This window comes from Ekhidna sp. (assembly GCF_965221965.1).
Lineage (GTDB): Bacteria > Bacteroidota > Bacteroidia > Cytophagales > Cyclobacteriaceae > Ekhidna.
In genome coordinates, this window is record NZ_OZ244926.1 from 596633 (window position 1) to 614348 (window position 17716).

A 17716-nucleotide genomic window follows, 5' to 3' on the forward strand; every position below is an offset into this window, starting at 1 on the left:
TTATTTGATTTTAGTCCAGTTGGTTCCGTTCCAGGTCCAGAGGTCATCAGCAGGATTCCATTTGGGTGTCCTGCCTCCCAGCAGAAATGTCAATTTTCGAGATGGGTCATACACCATCACGCTCATGTCTCGTTTAGAAGGTCCGTCTGAGGGATTCATGTTTTTCCATGCATTTCCATCCCACTCCCAGGTGTCATTGAACCGGACACCACCGGGAGCAGCTCCTCCAAACAAGACAATGCGCTTTCGACTCTCATCACCAGTCATACTATGATTGTAACGGGGAGCAGGACCCGCATCAGCCACTATCTTCCATTGATTATCATCGAGGGTCCATGTTTGCAGATCACCACCGGAACCTCCGAAAAGAAGTACTTTCTCATTTACTTCATCATAGGCGAGTTGGGGTCTACAGCGTTCACCGGGTGTAGATTGAGACTGTATGAGTTTCCATTCGCCATTCTGAAATGCCCAGGTGTCTCCATAGTTCTGTCCGTTAGGCCCACAACCACCGTAGAGGATCATGCGATCATTCTTTTTGTCGTAGGCCACTCCGGGAGAGTATCGTTGGCCTAGTAATGTCGATTCATTGAGCTGAACCCATTCTCCATTTTCATATTTCCAGAAATCTTCCAGCACATTATTATCATCCCACCCACCTAGTAGGTAGATAGCTTTTGAGTTTGGCGTGGTGAACAAAGCAAGGCTTGAGCGTGGCGATGGACCATAGGCTGGAAGTTTTGACCAACGCTGTTCGTGGAGCTTCCAGAAGTCAGAGTGGCCTGTCCAACCGTTCATGCTGGTGCCTCCAAATTGATAGATATTCCCATTCGCAAATACAACAGCAGAATGATGACGTGGAGGTGGAATTGGACTTTTGGAAAGACTCTTCAATGCACTATCCAGCTGAACACCTGAAGCTCCGATTCCATTAAATGGTTCTTCCGCACGCATATCCAGCTTGAGAAGCTCTATTTTGATATCTCCCTGTTCAAAATTTTGCTGATTCACGCCAGTGCTGTCATTGCTAAAATCAGAGTGCATTGCCATACCCTGGTCCTTTACAAAATCCAGAAACATCTGATATTGAAGTGGTGAGTTGGTTATCAAAGCATAGAAACTGTTTTTCCAGTATGATCCACCCTGAAAAAACTGAACGACGTTTCCTTCTGGATCACGTACCAAAAACATTTCTGTGCCCCAGAACACAATGGATCGACCGAACATAATATCTTCCGGATTAGGAAAAGATTCTTTTATCAATGCCTGCGGATCTGGCACGTTAAATCCAAATTTGAAGACGCCATTTGGCTCCTTATTGGCTCGCTCAGATTTGTAATCCCAAAGTGTGGGTAGCTGAGGTGATTTGATGAATTTGATTTTTGCCAGCTGATATTGCAAAGTGACCGATGAGTCCGTTCTGGCTGTTTCTTCAAATGGCAAATGATCCAAATACCATTGAGTAGTGGAGTCAAAGTTTGCCGAGTGATAGACAAACTCATCGATTGAAACAAGAGGTTGCTCTTTAATGAGCATTACCTGCTTATTGTAATCGAAGATGACTTCACAATCTTTAAGAAGTCCACTTCCGATATTACCTGCATGACTGTTGTTGGCCCAGGCTCCAGCCGAATGTTCCGGTACACGAGTCTTTATGGTAATGAATCGCATATTGGCTCCCAACTCCGCCGCACCCAGATTAAACTCTCGAGCCATGATAGGTCCGCCAACTCCATAACCTGTGGTACGGAGTTCACTCAGCTCAATATTTTCAGTATCTATCTTTTCGTAAAACTCCGGGAAGATTGTAAGTTTGGATCTGTCGCCCGTATCTACGGTGAAATCAACCTCATTATTGTTGATTTTAAGCTTCACCATCGGGATCTGGTCACGATAGAAGGAGAAGGGTATGGCGTCATACCCTTCGGTTGGATGGTTTCCTTTTTCATAAAAAGTCATTAACCGGTCAGGATAGTGTATGGAGACATCAAAGGCACGGAAAAGTTGAACACCGATTACACCATCTAAGAATGGTAAGCTCAATGAATCCCGAATAGCATTTAGATTGATGATTAGCGGACTGGAAGCGATGGTATTAATGAATGTGCCTACAATTTTTATCTTCGCCTCATCACTACGCCAGGCCATCTGGGTACCATCACCTGCACCTTGAATGGAAAAAGAATCAGCCTTTACAATACCTGCAGCTTCCGCAAAATCTTCATTGAAGCCGTGGGTGCCTCCTGTGTCCACAATGAACTTACCCTTCACGCCATTCACTTCTACTTCAATAAATGGTCGATTATCGATTAGTTGGAAAGTAATTGACTCTGCTGAATCTTGAGGTTGCTTTGGACTACTGCATGAATAGAATAGAACACCAGTTAGGAGTAGGGCTAGGAGTTGTCGCATGGATTTTTGGTTTGCTAAGATTACGAGGCAATCCTATGCGAGTTTGAAATCTTACACTAGAGGAGTAAACTTTTTCTAATATTTACTCTTTTGATTCTCTCGGACTGCTACTCCGCAGCTATCGTTAGCTTCGTTCCATCAGGAGAAACAGAAACACGTGTGATGTTGGAAATTCCCTCAGAGACCAGGTTGGCAATTTCTATCCAGTCACCTTTTCCTTTCCATAAAAACAATTTACTAGCAGACCCCATAATAATGAATCCGTTTGGCATCCAACAATAATCTTCAGACCCTTCAAGAGTGTTCACCAATATCTTAGACTCCTCCGTGACAGGGTCCATTGATTTAATAAGCCAAGGCTTACTTGATTTATCAACGTAGCTGAATTGATTTGAACCTGGGATTTTATGCAAGGATCGACCGATGTTGGAGGCGACCACTCTTGCTTTATTAGTCTTCGTGTTTATGATCTGCATGGTTGAAGTATCACCAAGAACGAAGGCAACAATATCTGATTTGTTGATCCATGTGTGGTAGCCGATAACTAAATCATCCACTAGCACTTTGCTTTGACCCTTGAGATTATAAGAATAAAGCAGCTGGAGTCCAGTTGTGTCAAGCCTTATGCTTGAGATTCTACGGTCAGGTGTAGGTGTGGGTGAGTATTCGCTACCCTGGAGCGTATTGGTTATTATTTCTGTCTTGGCATCATTCAAAAAATAACGTGCAATCTCTGTTTGGCCATTCACTGTTCGGCTGTAGATAATTGATTGACCGTCAGGCCAGAAGGCAGGCTGATTGTCATATCCTGGATTAGAGGAGATATTTAATACATTGTTCAAATTGATCCCACTTACAGTTTGCTCCATATCCAATAGATAAATCTCTGTATTGGGTTGAGCAAATAAGTTGAGAGTAAGGAGTATTGTCACCAATATTAGTGAGTGCTTTATCATGGTCATAGATGTTAAGCTGGTTTGATTCTGTTTATTCTGGGGTTAAATTTAGTGTTTCGAGATTATTAACCTTTCCTAACCGAATCTAAAATGAAAAGAAGAAATTTCATCCAGCTCAGTGCAATCACAGGAGCAATTCCATTTTTGGGTCTTAAAGCATGTGCATCTCCAACTAGTGAGGCATCTATCAGTGAATCAACTGATGAGGAAGTCGCTTTTGAGCTAGAAGAGTGGACGGTGGCTCAATTGCGAGAGGCAATGGAGTCCGGGAAATACACCTCTCGTCAGATTTGTGAAATCTATCTGAAGAGGATTAAAGAAAAAGACCAGGGTGAAAACGGACTCAATAGTGTAATTGAAGTTAATCCTGATGCACTGCAAATTGCAGATCAGCTCGATGACGAACGTGCAGACGGGAAGGTGAGAGGACCTCTTCATGGCATACCGATAATGATCAAAGACAATATCGATACCGGTGATAAAATGATGACCACTGCCGGATCGATGGCGCTGGCCGGCTCCTCAGCTCCTGATGATGCTTTTATCGTAAAACAGCTGCGAGAAGCAGGTGCTGTCCTCCTTGGAAAAACAAATTTGAGTGAGTGGGCAAACTTCAGATCCTTTCGTTCTTCCAGCGGATGGAGTGGGAGAGGCAGACAAACACGGAACCCTTACGCGCTGGATCGAAATCCGTGCGGATCGAGCTCAGGTTCAGGATCAGCCGTGTCAGGAAATATGTGTGCAATTACGATTGGAACCGAAACAAATGGGTCTATTGTGTGCCCATCCTCAGCAAATGGCGTGGTAGGGATCAAACCAACGGTAGGGCTGTGGAGTCGAGATGGGATTATACCTATCTCAGAGACACAGGATACCGCCGGGCCAATGGGTCGGACAGTGGCTGATGCAGTTGGTTTGCTCGGCGCGTGTGTGGGTGTGGATGAGGCAGATAAGCGAACCAAAGAAAGTGATGGAAATAGCTATGAGGATTATACGCAATTTTTGGATGAGAATGGATTGCAAGGCAAACGAATAGGCGTGCTTAGTGGTACACTTGGCTATCATGAGCGAGTGGATGAAATTATGGAAAATGCTTTCAAAGCGATGGAGGACAAAGGAGCTACATTGGTTCAGGACATCAAATTATATGAAGACAATGCCTATGGAAACTCTGGCCTGGAGTTGCTGCTGTACGAATTCAAAGATGGTTTGAATAAGTATCTAGGATCACGTCCCGATGCGAAGGTGAAGTCTTTAGCTGATGTTATTCAGTTCAATAAAGACAATGCTGATGTAGAAATGCCATACTTCCCACAGGGAATCTTGGAGAGAGCAGAAAATAAAGGGCCCCTTACAGATCCGGAATATCAGGAGCATCTGAGAGTCGTTACTGAAGTTTCAAGAAATGGCATTGACAATGCTTTGAAAGAAAACAACCTGGATGCAATCATTGGTGTAACCGGTGGGCCGGCCTGGCCTATTGATGTGATCAACGGGGATCATTTTGGTACCGGTAGTTCAACTCCGGCCGCACGATCAGGTTATCCCAATATCACAGTTCCAGCAGGATATGTGCATGGTCTTCCAGTTGGAATGTCCATCTTTGGAGGAAAATATCAGGAGCCAAAGCTGATCAGTATTGCGTATGCCTTTGAGCAGGCTACTAAAGTTAGAAAAGCTCCTAAACTTATTCCAACACTAGATCTGGCATGATAAAATCAATATTGAAATATCTTGGAGCAGGATTTGTCGTTCTGCTCATCATTGGATTTTTAGCTTACCTGTACATTGATGAATCAGTTCCTGATGGTACCCAGGGTCAGGAAGCGGAAGCCCTGGCCACTGAAATGTTGAATGCACTGAATAAGCCAGGGTATGACTCTATATCATTGATAAGATTCACTTATCCGGGAGGTCACAACTATGAATGGGACCGAGAAAACAATAAAGTGAGAGTTAGATGGGATAGTAAAGATGTCTACCTGGATCTCAACCAATCACCCGATGATTTCAATGTGACAGAATATCAAGCATATGAATATTTCCTAAATGATACCTTTTGGCTGGTTGCTCCATTTAAAGTGCGTGATGATGGTGTGATGCGATCTACAGTGGATGTAAAAGATGGTCGAGGGCTGTTGGTGACTTATACCTCCGGAGGGGTGACACCTGGAGACTCCTACTTATGGATAATAGGAGATGATGGATTCCCAAAAGCATGGAAGCTATATACCTCAAATGTCCCCATTGGGGGATTGAAAGTTGGCTGGGGAGGCTGGGTAGAAAAAGAGGGCGTTTGGTTCTCCACCTTTCACCCAAGTGCGGTAATTGATCTGGAGATTACGGATCTCGAAATCTCCTATTAATTCAGAATACATTCTAAATCTTGTTTGATGCCCGCTGCTTTAGGATGCGCACTCGTGGAAGCAAGCTCTAGTGTGGAATATTCACCTCCGTAAAAGCGGGCTTTAGCATTTTTATCTGCCCCTGAATCAATGAGCATTTTCACTATTTCCGGGAGGTTTACAGGTACAACCTGCCTCCAGATTTCGACACCATTACTTCCTGCGTAGTGAAGAAGAGTCGCCCGGTGACCGAATGGTGATCGTTGGCTCAAAAGTGTTGGATCCGTCTGGATCATTTGTTTGAGTTGATTTTCTTCACCGTTTAATAGTAAATCTATTGCCGTCTCAAAATCAGGATTTAATGTCCCATCGATTGAACTCCATTCCTGAAATCCATACTCTCTGGCGAGAGTCAGTCTTGCATCTTCGAGTGAAAAATCGCGTGAATGAATTTCATCATAATCGCATCCGATAAGTAGTGGATGATAATTATTGATCTCGATAGTAACTGTCTTTTCTCCTTTATTAAAAGCTTCGAAAAGGTTAATGGAAAGGGCGTCAAGGAAGTCCTTAATAAGATTGAAGTCAAGATACTTGTTTAAGATCGACTGGTGCAGGTTTCTGACTTGCTTTACTTGATTATTAATGTAAATATTCAATACGTCTGGATTTCAATTCCCAGCTTTTCAATTTCTTTCCAAAAGCCAGGGTATGATTTTTCTACGACTAATGGGTCATTAATGTTTACCTCCATTAAAGTGGAAAGCGGAGCAAACGCCATTGCCATCCGGTGATCTTCATAGGTTTCAATCGTAACTTCTTCAGGGAGTTTTTTTGAAGGAATTAGTTTCCATGAATCATTATCCTCTTTTAACTGGGCACCAATTTTAGCCAACTCATTTTGCATAGCAGCAATACGATCGGTCTCTTTTATTTTCAGACTCTCAAGCCCGGTCATATTGAGCGTAATCCCATTCACAGCTGCGGAAACCATCACCGTTTGAGCAAGGTCCGGGCAGTCTTTAAAGTCTAATGATAGTTCATTTTGATTGACGGGTTTCTTTCTTATCAAAACCCGATCGCTTTCGAAACGAGTTTCTACACCCAAACCATCCATTATCTTGGCAATCGCTATATCCCCTTGCGTGGAATTCTTCCTCAATGTTGGCAGGGTTATTTCAGAGCTCACTGGAGCCATAGAGACAAAAGAATACCAGTAACTGGCACCCGACCAGTCACCTTCAATCGTGTATTCTGTTGAAGTGTAAGATTGGCTGGTTATTGAAATAGTATTAGCATTCCAGTTGCTCTTAACGCCGAATTCTTTCATGAGCGAAAGGGTCATCTCGATATACGGTCGGCTAAAAACCTCAGAAGTAAGCGTTAATTCTAGCCCTTTTGGTAACATTGGAGCGATCATCAATAACGCGCTGATGTATTGGCTACTGATATTTCCCGGAATTGAAATCTTGTTGGTCTGCTGTTGTTCAATTTGATGAATTTGTAATGGAGGATAGCCTTCTTTTTCCAGATATTCAATCCTTGCACCTAGCAAACGGAGTGCATCCACAAGAGGACCAATGGGTCGGTTTTTCATTCGGTCTGTTCCGGTAATGGTTTCTCCATGGCCATGAATGGCGAGAAAAGCTGTTAGAAACCGCATGGTAGTACCTGCATCTTTTACATCATAAATTTCCGGCTGTCCAGTCAAAAGGTGAAGCATGGTTTGTGTATCTCTGGCATTTGATAGGTTGTGAATATTGGAAGGATTTCCTTTGGCCAGCGCATTGATAATCAATGCTCGATTACTTTCACTTTTAGAAGATTCCAGGTTAATGGTCCCATTTAGTCGGGAATTATGACTTTTTAGTCGATATTTCAATTTTAGGCAGGTTTTTTGCTAACTATCTCACAACTATTTACGTTGCTAAGTTGTCAATAAATTATAATATGTCAAGATCAAGAACCATAGGAACCATCTTCGCTACTATCGCCTTGGGTGCACTCACCTTTTTCTTAAGCTCGCCAAAGAAAACGACAAAAAAGAAGGAACAACAAACTGCTCAGGACGATCATACTAGCGAAAAGGACGATCTATTTATTTAAGCACTTGCTTAAGAATGGATTGCTCCACCTGCACATCATATGTGCATGAACCTACTTTTGTCAAAAGTGAAAACCTTAGACCTTCCCGGTCATTTTTTTTGTCTTGCACGAGAAATTCGATGAGCTCATTAAATCCCGGAAGTTTTTTTGGAAAGTCATAGATGCGCTCAAGATAATTTTGGATTTCTTCAACCTCTGATTGGCTGATCAGGCCTAATTTTTCTGCAATTTCATTCTCTTTTACCATGCCTAAAGCAATAGCTTCTCCGTGCAGCAGGGGAGAGCTACTTTTCAGAAAATACGTTTCCATTACGTGCCCAATCGTGTGTCCGTAATTCAGAATTTTTCTTAGCCCATTTTCCTTTGGGTCTTTTTGGACAACCTCATTTTTTAAACCGATTGATTTTGGAATAATTTCATTCCAGTCCATGCTTTCAAATGAATTGTTTAAAAGATACTCCCATTGACCTGTGTTGCTGATGAGCGCATGTTTAATGACTTCAGCAAATCCCGATTTCAATTCTCGCTGCGGGAGTGTTTTCAAAAACCCTGGGTAAATAAGTACCCGGGCAGGGTCCTGGAAAAGCCCAACATGGTTTTTTAATCCATTGAAGTCAATCCCGAGTTTTCCTCCAATGCTGGCATCTACCTGTGAGAGCAGGGTTGTTGGGATGTTGATGAATGGCATGCCTCTTTTGAAAGTAGCAGCTGCGAATCCTCCCATATCTCCAATTACCCCTCCTCCCAGATTTATCAGGAGGCTTTTTCTAGTAAATCCTGATTCAGTAAGTCGCTCCCAGATTTGAGTACAGGTGTCAAGTGTTTTATACTTTTCGCCACTTTGAATTTCAATTTGTACATCAACAGGTTGATGCAAATGGGGTAAGCAATATTTGCGCGTGTTTTCATCTACCAGAACGGCAATTTTGTCTGGCTTCAGGGTTTCAATAGCCGCAATTAAGTCGGTATTTATACCCTGAGAGATGGTTAAATATGATGGAAGATTATTTGACATTTGAAACAGTCATAGGTGTGAATCTGTTAGCTATCTTTGCACTCCGATTTTCAAAAATATGCAATCAGAGCCAATCAATTTCGATGATACTGCAACAGCCTTCGCGTATCGAAGTACGGGAGAGCTAAAAAACTCTCACTTTGTTTTTGCATCCATGAAAAAGCCCTGGATGGTAAAGATAGGTACCGTATTAACCACATTTGCCCTGAAGGTAAAACTACCGGTAAAAGGGATCATCAAAAAAACGCTGTTCAATCAGTTTTGTGGAGGCGAATCTGTAAAAGATAGCGCAGATAAGATCAAACTGCTGGGAGACTACAATGTCCAGACAATTCTAGACTACTCTGTAGAAGGTTTAGAAAATGAAGATGGATATAATGACACGAAAGAAGAGGCCTTGAGGGTAGTAGATTTTGCAGCGACTAATGATCATATTCCTTTTTGTGTAATGAAGCTTTCAGGGCTGGGATCTACGGCACTGATGACCAAAGCTCAGAATAAGGAGAAGCTCACTGAAATAGAAAAAACAAAGCTTTACAACTGTGAGCAACGGGTGGATGAGATTGTAAGAAAAGCCAGTAGCAAAGGGTTGATGGTGATGATTGATGCAGAAGAGTCCTGGTTTCAGAATTTCATCGATGGGGTGACTTATCGCATGATGGAGAAATATAATAAGGAACGACCTGTTGTCTATAATACTTATCAGCTTTATCGTCATGATGTAATGGACCGAATGAAACGTGCCTTTCTACAGGCCGAGAATGATGGCTATTATTTCGGGGCTAAGTTGGTACGAGGAGCATACATGGAAAAAGAGCGCGACCGTGCCGAGGAAATGGGCTATGAGTCACCTATACATGATAAGAAAGAAGATGTGGATCGCGATTACGATGAGGCACTTAGGTTTTGTATGAAACATATCGACCGGATGGGGTTGTGCGCTGGAACGCACAATGAAAAGTCCAGCAACTTATTGGTTCAGCTCATGAATGAACATGGCATCTCCAAGAAAGACAATCGGGTCTTTTTTGCTCAGCTACTTGGAATGAGCGACAATATCTCTTTCAAGTTGGCAGACTTAGGTTACAATGTAGCTAAATATGTTCCGTATGGTCCTGTAGAGAAAGTGCTTCCATACCTCTTCCGAAGAGCAGAAGAAAACACTTCTATAGCCGGACAAAGTGGACGTGAATACAACCTGGTGAAAAAAGAGCTGAAGAGAAGAAAATCAGACGCATAAATAAGATTTTACAATTCAAGAATACAAGTAATAAGAAATGCAGTTAAGCGAACAGGAAATCCAGCGAAGAAAATCTCGTGAAGAATTAATGGCAATGGGTGTGAATCCATATCCGGCCGAATCTTTTGATGTGAATGTAACTGCCAAACACATCAAGAAAAATTTTGAATCCAGACCAGGCGATTATACCAATATTTCCATTGCCGGAAGACTGATGAGTAGACGGATTATGGGATCTGCTTCCTTTGCAGAAATTCAGGATTCCAGCGGAAGAATCCAAATCTACATCCGTCGGGATGATATCTGCCCCGGAGAGGATAAGTCGCTTTACAATGACGTTTTTAAGAAGAAGATGGATATCGGGGACATCATAGGGATTAAAGGATATGTATTCAAAACTGAGGTGGGAGAGATATCCATCCACGTGACAGAACTTAAACTGCTCACAAAATCACTTCGTCCGCTACCAATTGTAAAGGAGACAACTGATGAAGAAGGCAATAAGAAAACCTACGATGCTTTCAAAGATCCGGAGCAGCGATATCGTCAGAGATACCTGGATTTGATTGTAAATCCGGAGGTAAAAGACACATTTATTCAGCGGACTAAATTGATCAACTCCATCCGTGAGTTTTTGGCTGGCAAAGGATACCTGGAAGTGGAAACACCTATTCTTCAGCCATTGTATGGAGGTGCTGCCGCTCGTCCATTCAAAACGCATCACAATACGCTGGACATGACCCTTTACCTGCGTATTGCTAATGAACTCTATTTGAAGCGGTTGATTGTTGGAGGATATGATGGCGTGTTTGAGTTTGCCAAAGACTTCAGAAACGAAGGGATGAGCCGATTCCACAATCCGGAGTTTACCCAGGTGGAGCTATATGTAGCCTACAAGGATTACAACTGGATGATGGACTTGATGGAGGCTATGATCGAGAAGGTGGCGATGGACCTCCATGGGGATACCAAAGTTCAGGTAGGGAAAAATGTGATTGACTTCCAGCGACCTTGGAAGCGATTCACCATGTTTGAGGCGATTGAACACTTTACCGGAATTGACATTTCGGAGATGGATGAAAAAGAATTAAGAGATACTGCTAAAAAACTGGAAGTGCCTTTGGATGACACAATGGCAAAGGGAAAAATCATCGATGAGATTTTCGGTGAGAAATGTGAGCCATTACTGATCCAGCCAACATTTATCACAGACTATCCGGTGGAGATGTCCCCGCTAACGAAAAAACACCGCTCTAAGGAAGGACTTGTTGAGCGATTCGAGGCAATCTGTAACGGAAAGGAAATTATGAATTCATACTCCGAGTTGAATGATCCGGTAGATCAGCGTGAGCGATTCGAGGAGCAGCTAGAGCTTGGAAAGCGTGGAGATGATGAGGCCATGACCTTAGATGAAGACTTCCTTCGAGCGCTGGAGTTCGGAATGCCACCTACGGCCGGTGTAGGTCTGGGCATTGACCGATTGGCCATGATCATGACCAACTCCAACTCCATTCAGGATGTGCTTTTCTTCCCACAGATGCGACCGGAAGTGAAATCACGAGCAGCCGAGCTGGAAGGTGACGCAAAGGATGTATTCGAGATGTTGGAAAAAGATGAAAAGGTGGATCTAAATGCGCTCAAAGAACAGTCTGGGCTTTCTAATAAGAAGTGGGATAAAGCGATGAAAAAGCTGACCCAAGGAGGTTTTGCTACAGTGAACAAGACTGAAGAAGGCTTGTTTGTGGAGGTGGTTTAGCCTTCAAACAACTCCACGTATCTAGGAATTCCCCCTTTGAAGGGGGGCGTGGTGGAATTGTGTAAGGGAGGGGGATGTAATTCTATCACTCACCCAAACCCAACAACGGCTGATTCTTCACCTTATGATACCTTAAAGCAGCTTTGATGCACTGCTTCAACTCCTTTTCGGGCACTTGGTCATCGAGCTTGAAAACGATGGCTCGCGTCTTTTCATAATTGAATAAGTCGCCGAAGGCAAGTTGAAAAGAGGGCACTAGTTTGCTGGTGCATTTAAAGTACATCGCATACTGGTCAGGAGCTTTTTCTTTCCAGTCGATGCGGATGGTGCTGCCGTGCTTGGTGAGGTAGCTGGGCTCTCCCCATTTCAGGGTTTCTTCCAGATCTGTGATGCCAATTTCTCTCGCAGTTTCCAGAATGAGCTTTCGGAGATGTGCAACTTTTTCCCTCGCCTGAGGAGGGTAGGAGGAGAAGGTGGATTGGGTTTCAGGATTCATTGAAATCAAAAATAAGGTCAGTAAAACAAAAACCGCCATTCCTGACGGTTTAAGTCTTATGATTCTTTTGAGCCTAGATTAAGCAAACTCTGGAAGGGGCGTGTAGAAGAATTGCTCCTTTACTACCTTACCATCGTTCACCTCATACACACAGACTTCATCCATGTTGATGGGTTGATCCATCCCTTTCATGGTTACTTTTGATTTCATCGTGATCGAGAAGAAATTCTCAGCCACAATTGGGTCGGAGATTTCACCGGAGTGAAATTCAGCCACCATTTCCTGCCACTCTTGTCCTTTTTTAGCGATGGCTTCCAGTCCCTGAACAGTCCCCCATGTGGATCCATCTGGCTCAATGCTTTTGATGTCAGGTGAATAGAATTTTTTAATGCATTCCTCCCACTTTCCTTCTCTGCAAAGCGCGACCATTTCAGTTGCTACCTCTTTTGTTGTCATGATTTTTTTGATTTAGAGTTGAACATGACTCAAAGAAATGAGTTGGAGTGACAGCCCTATGTCACTGACTTTTGTCGAAATAAAAAAAATCTTCGTTTGCGAGGAAAGAAATTTTCCGATCTTGGCAGATTCGATGCGAAAGCTATTTTCTATACTTAGCCTTTTGGTGTTTCATTTTGGTCAGTCCCAATACCTGGATTTGGCCAAACTGGAGTACACTTATCTGCCTGGGAAGGATGCTAATTTCGAATATCAACGTCAGCGAGCACTATTCAATATTCCATTTAAGATCAAAGATCAGGGGTACTTCTTTGCAGGACTTGACTTCAGCAATATTCAGTTTAACTATAAAGAAGATCAGGACTCGTTCAACAAAAGTGAAACGGAGAATTTCAAGTCTTTGGACCTGGCATTTTCCTACATCCACGAGCTTAAGAATGACTGGTATATTGGGGCTCAAATCGCTCCCTCATTTACCAGCAATCTTGAAGGGAGACTTATTCGAAAAGACTTTCTGGTTTCCGGTCTTTTGGTGTTTGTAAAGAACAAAATGGATAAGGAGGAGGTGAAAAAGCCAAATCGAATCATTGCAGGGATTTATTATGTGACGACTACTCGGTTTCCCGGTCCTATTCCATTTTTTAGTTATTATAGAAAATTTCATGAGAAATGGTCGTACACCATCGGGGCACCATCTTCTAGCTTGAAGTATTATTTCAACGAGAAAAACAGGCTTCAGCTTTATGCAGAGGGCGATGGATTTAATTCAAATATTCAAAATGGTGTGCTGATCAATGATGAGATATTTGCTGATCGATTACGGATGTTTTTGATTCTGGCAGGGCTTAGGTACGAGTACAGTATTTCAGACTATTTTGAAGCTTATGTCAACATGACCAGAACGGTGTTTGCTGATGTGCAGCTCCGGGAGGGGAAAGAAAATGTATTTTTCCCGTCGATAGATAATGCCATGCTTTACCGGATAGGAGTGAGGTGTAGGATTTGATTTCCTCCCCCTTACCCCCTCCAGAGGGGGAGGCATCATTTAAAAAACGTAGCAAAGAAGGCCTTCCAGAACTGAGGTTTATTCAGTGAAAACATGACCTTAATATCTTCTGATAAACTGCTTTCTTCATCCAAAAACCGGAATACGGATTGAATGTCTGGTTTGGTATAAAGACGTGTGAAGATTTCTTCTCCCAGGTCATTTCTGGCGGATAGCACATTCAGGAATATGGAGTCATACATTCTGAAACGTGATGTGGCAATACCTTTTTCAGGCCGTTTGCCTTTTTTGATATTTTTCACCATCATGGTGGAGTATCGATCGGCATTTTTGAATGAATAACCCGAGGACGGTCTCACCCAGCCTCCGGCTGTGCCAATTTTCGTGATGTACTTTGAGTGATGTTTGTGAAAAGGGTAGTCTGACATAGGGATCATGCCTTGCTCCACTTCCGTTATTTTGTAATCAAATAGGTTTAAGTAGGTTTTAAGGTATTTTTCCAGGTATTGATCATACTCACCTACCATCAACAGTTGGTCGTTGAAAAGGGTAAACTCTACCAGTGCTTCCGTTTCTGAAATGGGGAGGACGTAGGTGAAGCTGGTGCTTTCATTCCACTTCAGTCGGTAATCCATCATGGTGAAGGTGTCCGGATCAAAAACGGGTTTTTTTGTTTTGATAAACCAGCCTTTAAAATGCTGGATCAATGAGTGGTAATTGTCCTGTCGATCATGAAACTCTTGCGGGATGCGGCTATCAAAAATATGTGTAGCTGAATAATTGTCTTTAGAGCCCACAATTTTCTGACCCTCGATATTGACTACTTCATCTTTACCCCATGTGATATTTGATGCCGTCGCTAACTCATCTTTAGCAGAACGATAGAAGTCAGCCGAACGCACCATCTTGTACCGGTAAGGACTCAGGTCAAAATCAATGGTTTCTACGTTGTTGATGAATAACCCCTTTGGCCAGGTTTTGGTTGCTAGTGTGTCCCAATTGGTTTCACCTTTTTCCCAAAAGCACCAGGTTCGATCATTGGTGCTCTTTTCATCTTTATCCAGAATTAAAATGGATTTTTCTTTGAAAAAAGGATCGCGGATCATTTTGAGTGCCAGCTGCATTCCTGCTGCCCCGGCACCAATGATGGCATAATCATATTGCTTCTGATCCATAGGGGTTAAAGATAAAGAGCCTTGCAAAAGCAAGACTCCCTATTCACCAAACTATTACTACTACTCGTCTTAATAAATCATTTATTCCACTTTTTGTTTTAGTGATCTAGTTCTGAGCATTCAAATCCGACTTTTTCCAGAATTACTGCAATATTTTCACAGGAGAGCACATAGGACTCTACCTTCAAAACATGCTCCCAATCATCAAGATCTACCGTCCATCTTTTTATGCAATGGAGCTGACTAAATGCACGGTCTACCTTTCGGACATCATCAGGTGTACTGACATTACTTTTTAGTATCAGCACGTTAAGATCTTGTTTTGATCTAGTGAGTATTTCCATGTCGACTAAAATTGAATGCGGTACATTACATCAGGGAAGAAACCGATCTGCTCTACCACGTTAATCTGGTCGGTCACAGAATTGTATCTTCTGACAAATTCATTCTTCCTATTCGTGACATTTTGGAAGTCAACAAAGAACTGATGAGACACTTTCGGACGGTTCATGCGCACACCCAGCTTTACATCCCAACGGAAATATTCACCATAGTTCTCACTGTAAGCAATCTCTTCCATTCGAATTTCGCGACCGGCATTATCCCTGGTCGCTTGGAGGTCAATAGGAGTGTATGGACGGCCACCGGAAGTAGTCATTTTTGTATCAAAAGTCCATGCATTTCTACCATTTGGCCCAAACTTCCACTCTTTACCGAAGAGTACATTCAACACATAGTTGTTGTTAAATGCGGTACTTCTTTCCACTCCGTCACTTCCTTCATATTGTGAATCAAATAGCGAGGCGGTAAGTAGCATGTAGTAGTTGTTGCTAAAGAATTTTTCCAGCGTGGTTTCTATCCCATAGTTGGATCCCGTACCCTCATTCACTAGTGAGCCTTTCTCTTCGAAAATGAAGTCATTTCCTTCATTCAACACTGAGTAGCTGGATGGTGTAGGCTCCACCGGTACATCATAAAGGCTTTGATAGTACACTTCTGTTTTTAATCTCCAGTTGGTTCCCAGGTTACGGTCCATTGCCAGCACAAAGTGATGCGCTTTCATGAAGTTCAGATCTTCATTGGTTCGTTCGGTAATACCTGGTGAAGTCTCCTCCTGAAGGAAAAGGATGGGAGAAGGAACTGCCTGACCATGTAATCCGTAAGCGAGGCTCCAACGCTGTACGGAGCTGCTTTGCCAACTGACGGCTGCTCTTGGCTCGAGGATGAAGTCATTCATAAATTCGTGATACTGGGTATGCACACCAAATGTGGTCGATATGTCATCGGTGAATTTGTACTCCGCCTGGGCATATGTCTGAAGCAAGTTGAATTGCTCGTCTACATCTCTGAAGGTTAGAAAGTAGTCTGGTACACCATCGTTATTATTGTCAGGAATTGTCGCACGATCGTCCCTATCTTCAATGAAAAAATTGAGGTCGTATAGTTCGTTTAAGAAACCTGCCCTCATACTCCATTGGGAATTGAACTTTGTATTGAGTGTGGAAGTGATAGTGTATCTGTTTTCTCTGTTTTGAAGATTGGTTGCTCGGTATTTACCAATGAGCTCATTATTTGCATCAAGCATGCGGTTATCCTGAATGTATTCATTGAAGTTGGTCGAAGCGCCCAAAGAAGTCTTCAAATAGGTATTCTGAGATAGTCTAAGTGTGTGCCCAAGCCCCATGAGACCCAATTCGTTTTCTACAAATGCATCCTGAGATGGATCGGCGAAAAGATCTGTTTCATCAATTTCATCACCCAGGAAATCTATGTTACTCTTCCCGCCAAGTCCAAATAGCTCAAACCTTCCAATTTTAGTATTGCCAAGGTTCACTTTAAACGACAGATCCTGATAATACGGAGTGGCTGAGGTTCCTGTGGCAGCCAGACTGGCGATTCCATACCGGTAGGATGCAATGAATGATGAATTGTTCTTTTTACTGATGGGTCCCTCAGCCATAAACTCCAACCCACTGAATGCAGACATCTGGCCTGTGAATTCAAACTTATCGGTGTTTCCATTTCTGAAAAACACATCGAAGACCGCTGCATTGGCATTCCCATATTCAGCAGGAAATGCTCCGGTAAGGAAATCAGACGTACGAAGCAAGTTGGTGTTTAGGGCATTGACAGGACCTCCTGTGGTCCCCTGGGTCGCAAAATGATTGGTTGTCGCAATTGGAATTCCTTCTATCCGCCAAAGCAAACCGACAGGTGAGTTACCTCTTACTACAATGTCATTTCGTGCATCGTTGGTCGCATTTACCCCAGCGAATGATGTGGCGAGTTTAGCGACATCATTTCTCCCTCCTGAGAAACGGGTTACTTCTTCCAGGCTAAAGGTTCTGGCACTGACTTTTGCCAAATCATTAATAGGAAGGTCTTTGTCTGCATCGGCTGTGACCACCACCTCTTCCAATTTTTCAACTGATTCTTCCAACAGGACCCGAAGTACGACTTCCTTTCCTGATGTTACCAGGACATTAGGTAGCTTAATGCTTTTGTATCCGAGATAGGTGACTGCAAAGGTTTGCCTACCGACAGGCACATTTTCAATTCGAAATTTTCCATCTACATCAGCGACGGAACCTTGCACTGGGTCAGATCCCACAAGTTGGATTGTAGCCCCGATCAGCGGGTACTCAGCCTGTGCGTCTAAAATGATTCCTTTGACCGTTTGATCCTGGGCAAGACTGACAATGGATGTCAGGATTCCTAGAATAGTTATAATGATAGCTTTTGAATTCTTCATT

16 protein-coding genes are annotated in these 17716 nt (G+C 42.9%); 6 read left to right on the plus strand and 10 right to left on the minus strand.

Features of this window, described 5'->3' with window-relative positions:
• Positions 1-2412 carry a kelch repeat-containing protein gene (locus tag ACOQON_RS03020; protein ID WP_420577442.1) on the minus strand — a complete coding sequence of 804 codons (2412 nt, stop codon included), beginning with the start codon at positions 2410-2412 and terminating at the stop codon, positions 1-3.
• A gap of 107 nt (positions 2413-2519) precedes the next feature.
• Entirely contained in the window at positions 2520-3368 is an 849-nt protein-coding gene (locus ACOQON_RS03025; protein ID WP_420577443.1) for a TolB family protein, read from the minus strand.
• Positions 3369-3458: 90 nt separating this feature from the next.
• On the opposite strand from ACOQON_RS03025, the gene ACOQON_RS03030 reads away from it, so the two are divergent.
• Positions 3459-5081 (plus strand): amidase, encoded by a 1623-nt coding sequence (locus ACOQON_RS03030; RefSeq protein ID WP_420577444.1) that lies wholly within the window; start codon positions 3459-3461, stop codon positions 5079-5081.
• Positions 5078-5734 (plus strand): hypothetical protein, encoded by a 657-nt coding sequence (locus ACOQON_RS03035; protein ID WP_420577445.1) that lies wholly within the window; start codon positions 5078-5080, stop codon positions 5732-5734. The genes ACOQON_RS03030 and ACOQON_RS03035 overlap by 4 nt, the downstream gene beginning before the upstream one ends.
• On the opposite strand, the gene ACOQON_RS03040 is transcribed toward ACOQON_RS03035, so the two are convergent.
• Both ACOQON_RS03040 and aroA read right to left on the minus strand, forming a co-directional pair.
• Positions 5731-6372, minus strand: a complete 642-nt coding sequence (locus ACOQON_RS03040) for a hypothetical protein (RefSeq protein ID WP_420577446.1) — start codon at positions 6370-6372, stop codon at positions 5731-5733. The genes ACOQON_RS03035 and ACOQON_RS03040 overlap by 4 nt on opposite strands.
• Complete coding sequence (gene aroA, locus ACOQON_RS03045; RefSeq protein ID WP_420577447.1) at positions 6369-7595, minus strand: 3-phosphoshikimate 1-carboxyvinyltransferase; 1227 nt, start codon at positions 7593-7595, stop codon at positions 6369-6371. Before aroA ends, ACOQON_RS03040 begins: the two co-directional genes overlap by 4 nt.
• Before the next feature lie 68 nt (positions 7596-7663).
• Between aroA and ACOQON_RS03050 the strand changes: the two genes are divergently transcribed.
• Positions 7664-7819 (plus strand): hypothetical protein, encoded by a 156-nt coding sequence (locus ACOQON_RS03050; protein ID WP_420577448.1) that lies wholly within the window; start codon positions 7664-7666, stop codon positions 7817-7819.
• Here ACOQON_RS03050 and aroB read toward each other — a convergent pair.
• Positions 7812-8834 (minus strand): 3-dehydroquinate synthase, encoded by a 1023-nt coding sequence (gene aroB / locus ACOQON_RS03055; RefSeq protein ID WP_420577449.1) that lies wholly within the window; start codon positions 8832-8834, stop codon positions 7812-7814. The two genes, ACOQON_RS03050 and aroB, sit on opposite strands and share 8 nt — an antisense overlap.
• Positions 8835-8892: 58 nt before the next feature.
• Between aroB and ACOQON_RS03060 the strand changes: the two genes are divergently transcribed.
• A complete protein-coding gene (locus ACOQON_RS03060; RefSeq protein WP_420577450.1) occupies positions 8893-10074 on the plus strand; it encodes a proline dehydrogenase family protein in 1182 nt (393 codons plus the stop codon).
• Positions 10075-10111: 37 nt separating this feature from the next.
• Positions 10112-11830: a lysine--tRNA ligase gene (gene lysS, locus ACOQON_RS03065; protein WP_420577451.1), complete on the plus strand. Its 1719-nt coding sequence runs from the start codon at positions 10112-10114 to the stop codon at positions 11828-11830.
• Positions 11831-11915: 85 nt separating this feature from the next.
• Here lysS and ACOQON_RS03070 read toward each other — a convergent pair whose 3' ends face one another.
• Both ACOQON_RS03070 and ACOQON_RS03075 read right to left on the minus strand, forming a co-directional pair.
• Entirely contained in the window at positions 11916-12365 is a 450-nt protein-coding gene (locus ACOQON_RS03070; RefSeq protein WP_420577452.1) for a DUF1801 domain-containing protein, read from the minus strand.
• 39 nt (positions 12366-12404) lie between these two features.
• Complete coding sequence (locus ACOQON_RS03075) at positions 12405-12782, minus strand: SnoaL-like domain-containing protein (RefSeq protein ID WP_420577453.1); 378 nt, start codon at positions 12780-12782, stop codon at positions 12405-12407.
• A gap of 133 nt (positions 12783-12915) precedes the next feature.
• Here ACOQON_RS03075 and ACOQON_RS03080 point away from each other — a divergent pair, with 133 nt between their 5' ends.
• Entirely contained in the window at positions 12916-13788 is an 873-nt protein-coding gene (locus ACOQON_RS03080) for a DUF6268 family outer membrane beta-barrel protein (protein WP_420577454.1), read from the plus strand.
• A 35-nt stretch (positions 13789-13823) separates the two neighbouring features.
• Here the strand turns inward: ACOQON_RS03080 and ACOQON_RS03085 are convergent, their stop codons facing one another.
• The 3 genes from ACOQON_RS03085 to ACOQON_RS03095 all read right to left on the minus strand — a co-directional run bounded on the left by ACOQON_RS03085 (position 13824) and on the right by ACOQON_RS03095 (position 17715).
• Positions 13824-14963 (minus strand): lycopene cyclase family protein, encoded by a 1140-nt coding sequence (locus tag ACOQON_RS03085; protein ID WP_420577455.1) that lies wholly within the window; start codon positions 14961-14963, stop codon positions 13824-13826.
• A gap of 98 nt (positions 14964-15061) precedes the next feature.
• Positions 15062-15307 carry a hypothetical protein gene (locus tag ACOQON_RS03090; protein ID WP_420577456.1) on the minus strand — a complete coding sequence of 82 codons (246 nt, stop codon included), beginning with the start codon at positions 15305-15307 and terminating at the stop codon, positions 15062-15064.
• Positions 15308-15312: 5 nt separating this feature from the next.
• Entirely contained in the window at positions 15313-17715 is a 2403-nt protein-coding gene (locus tag ACOQON_RS03095) for a TonB-dependent receptor (RefSeq protein ID WP_420577457.1), read from the minus strand.
• Position 17716: the final 1 nt, after the last annotated feature.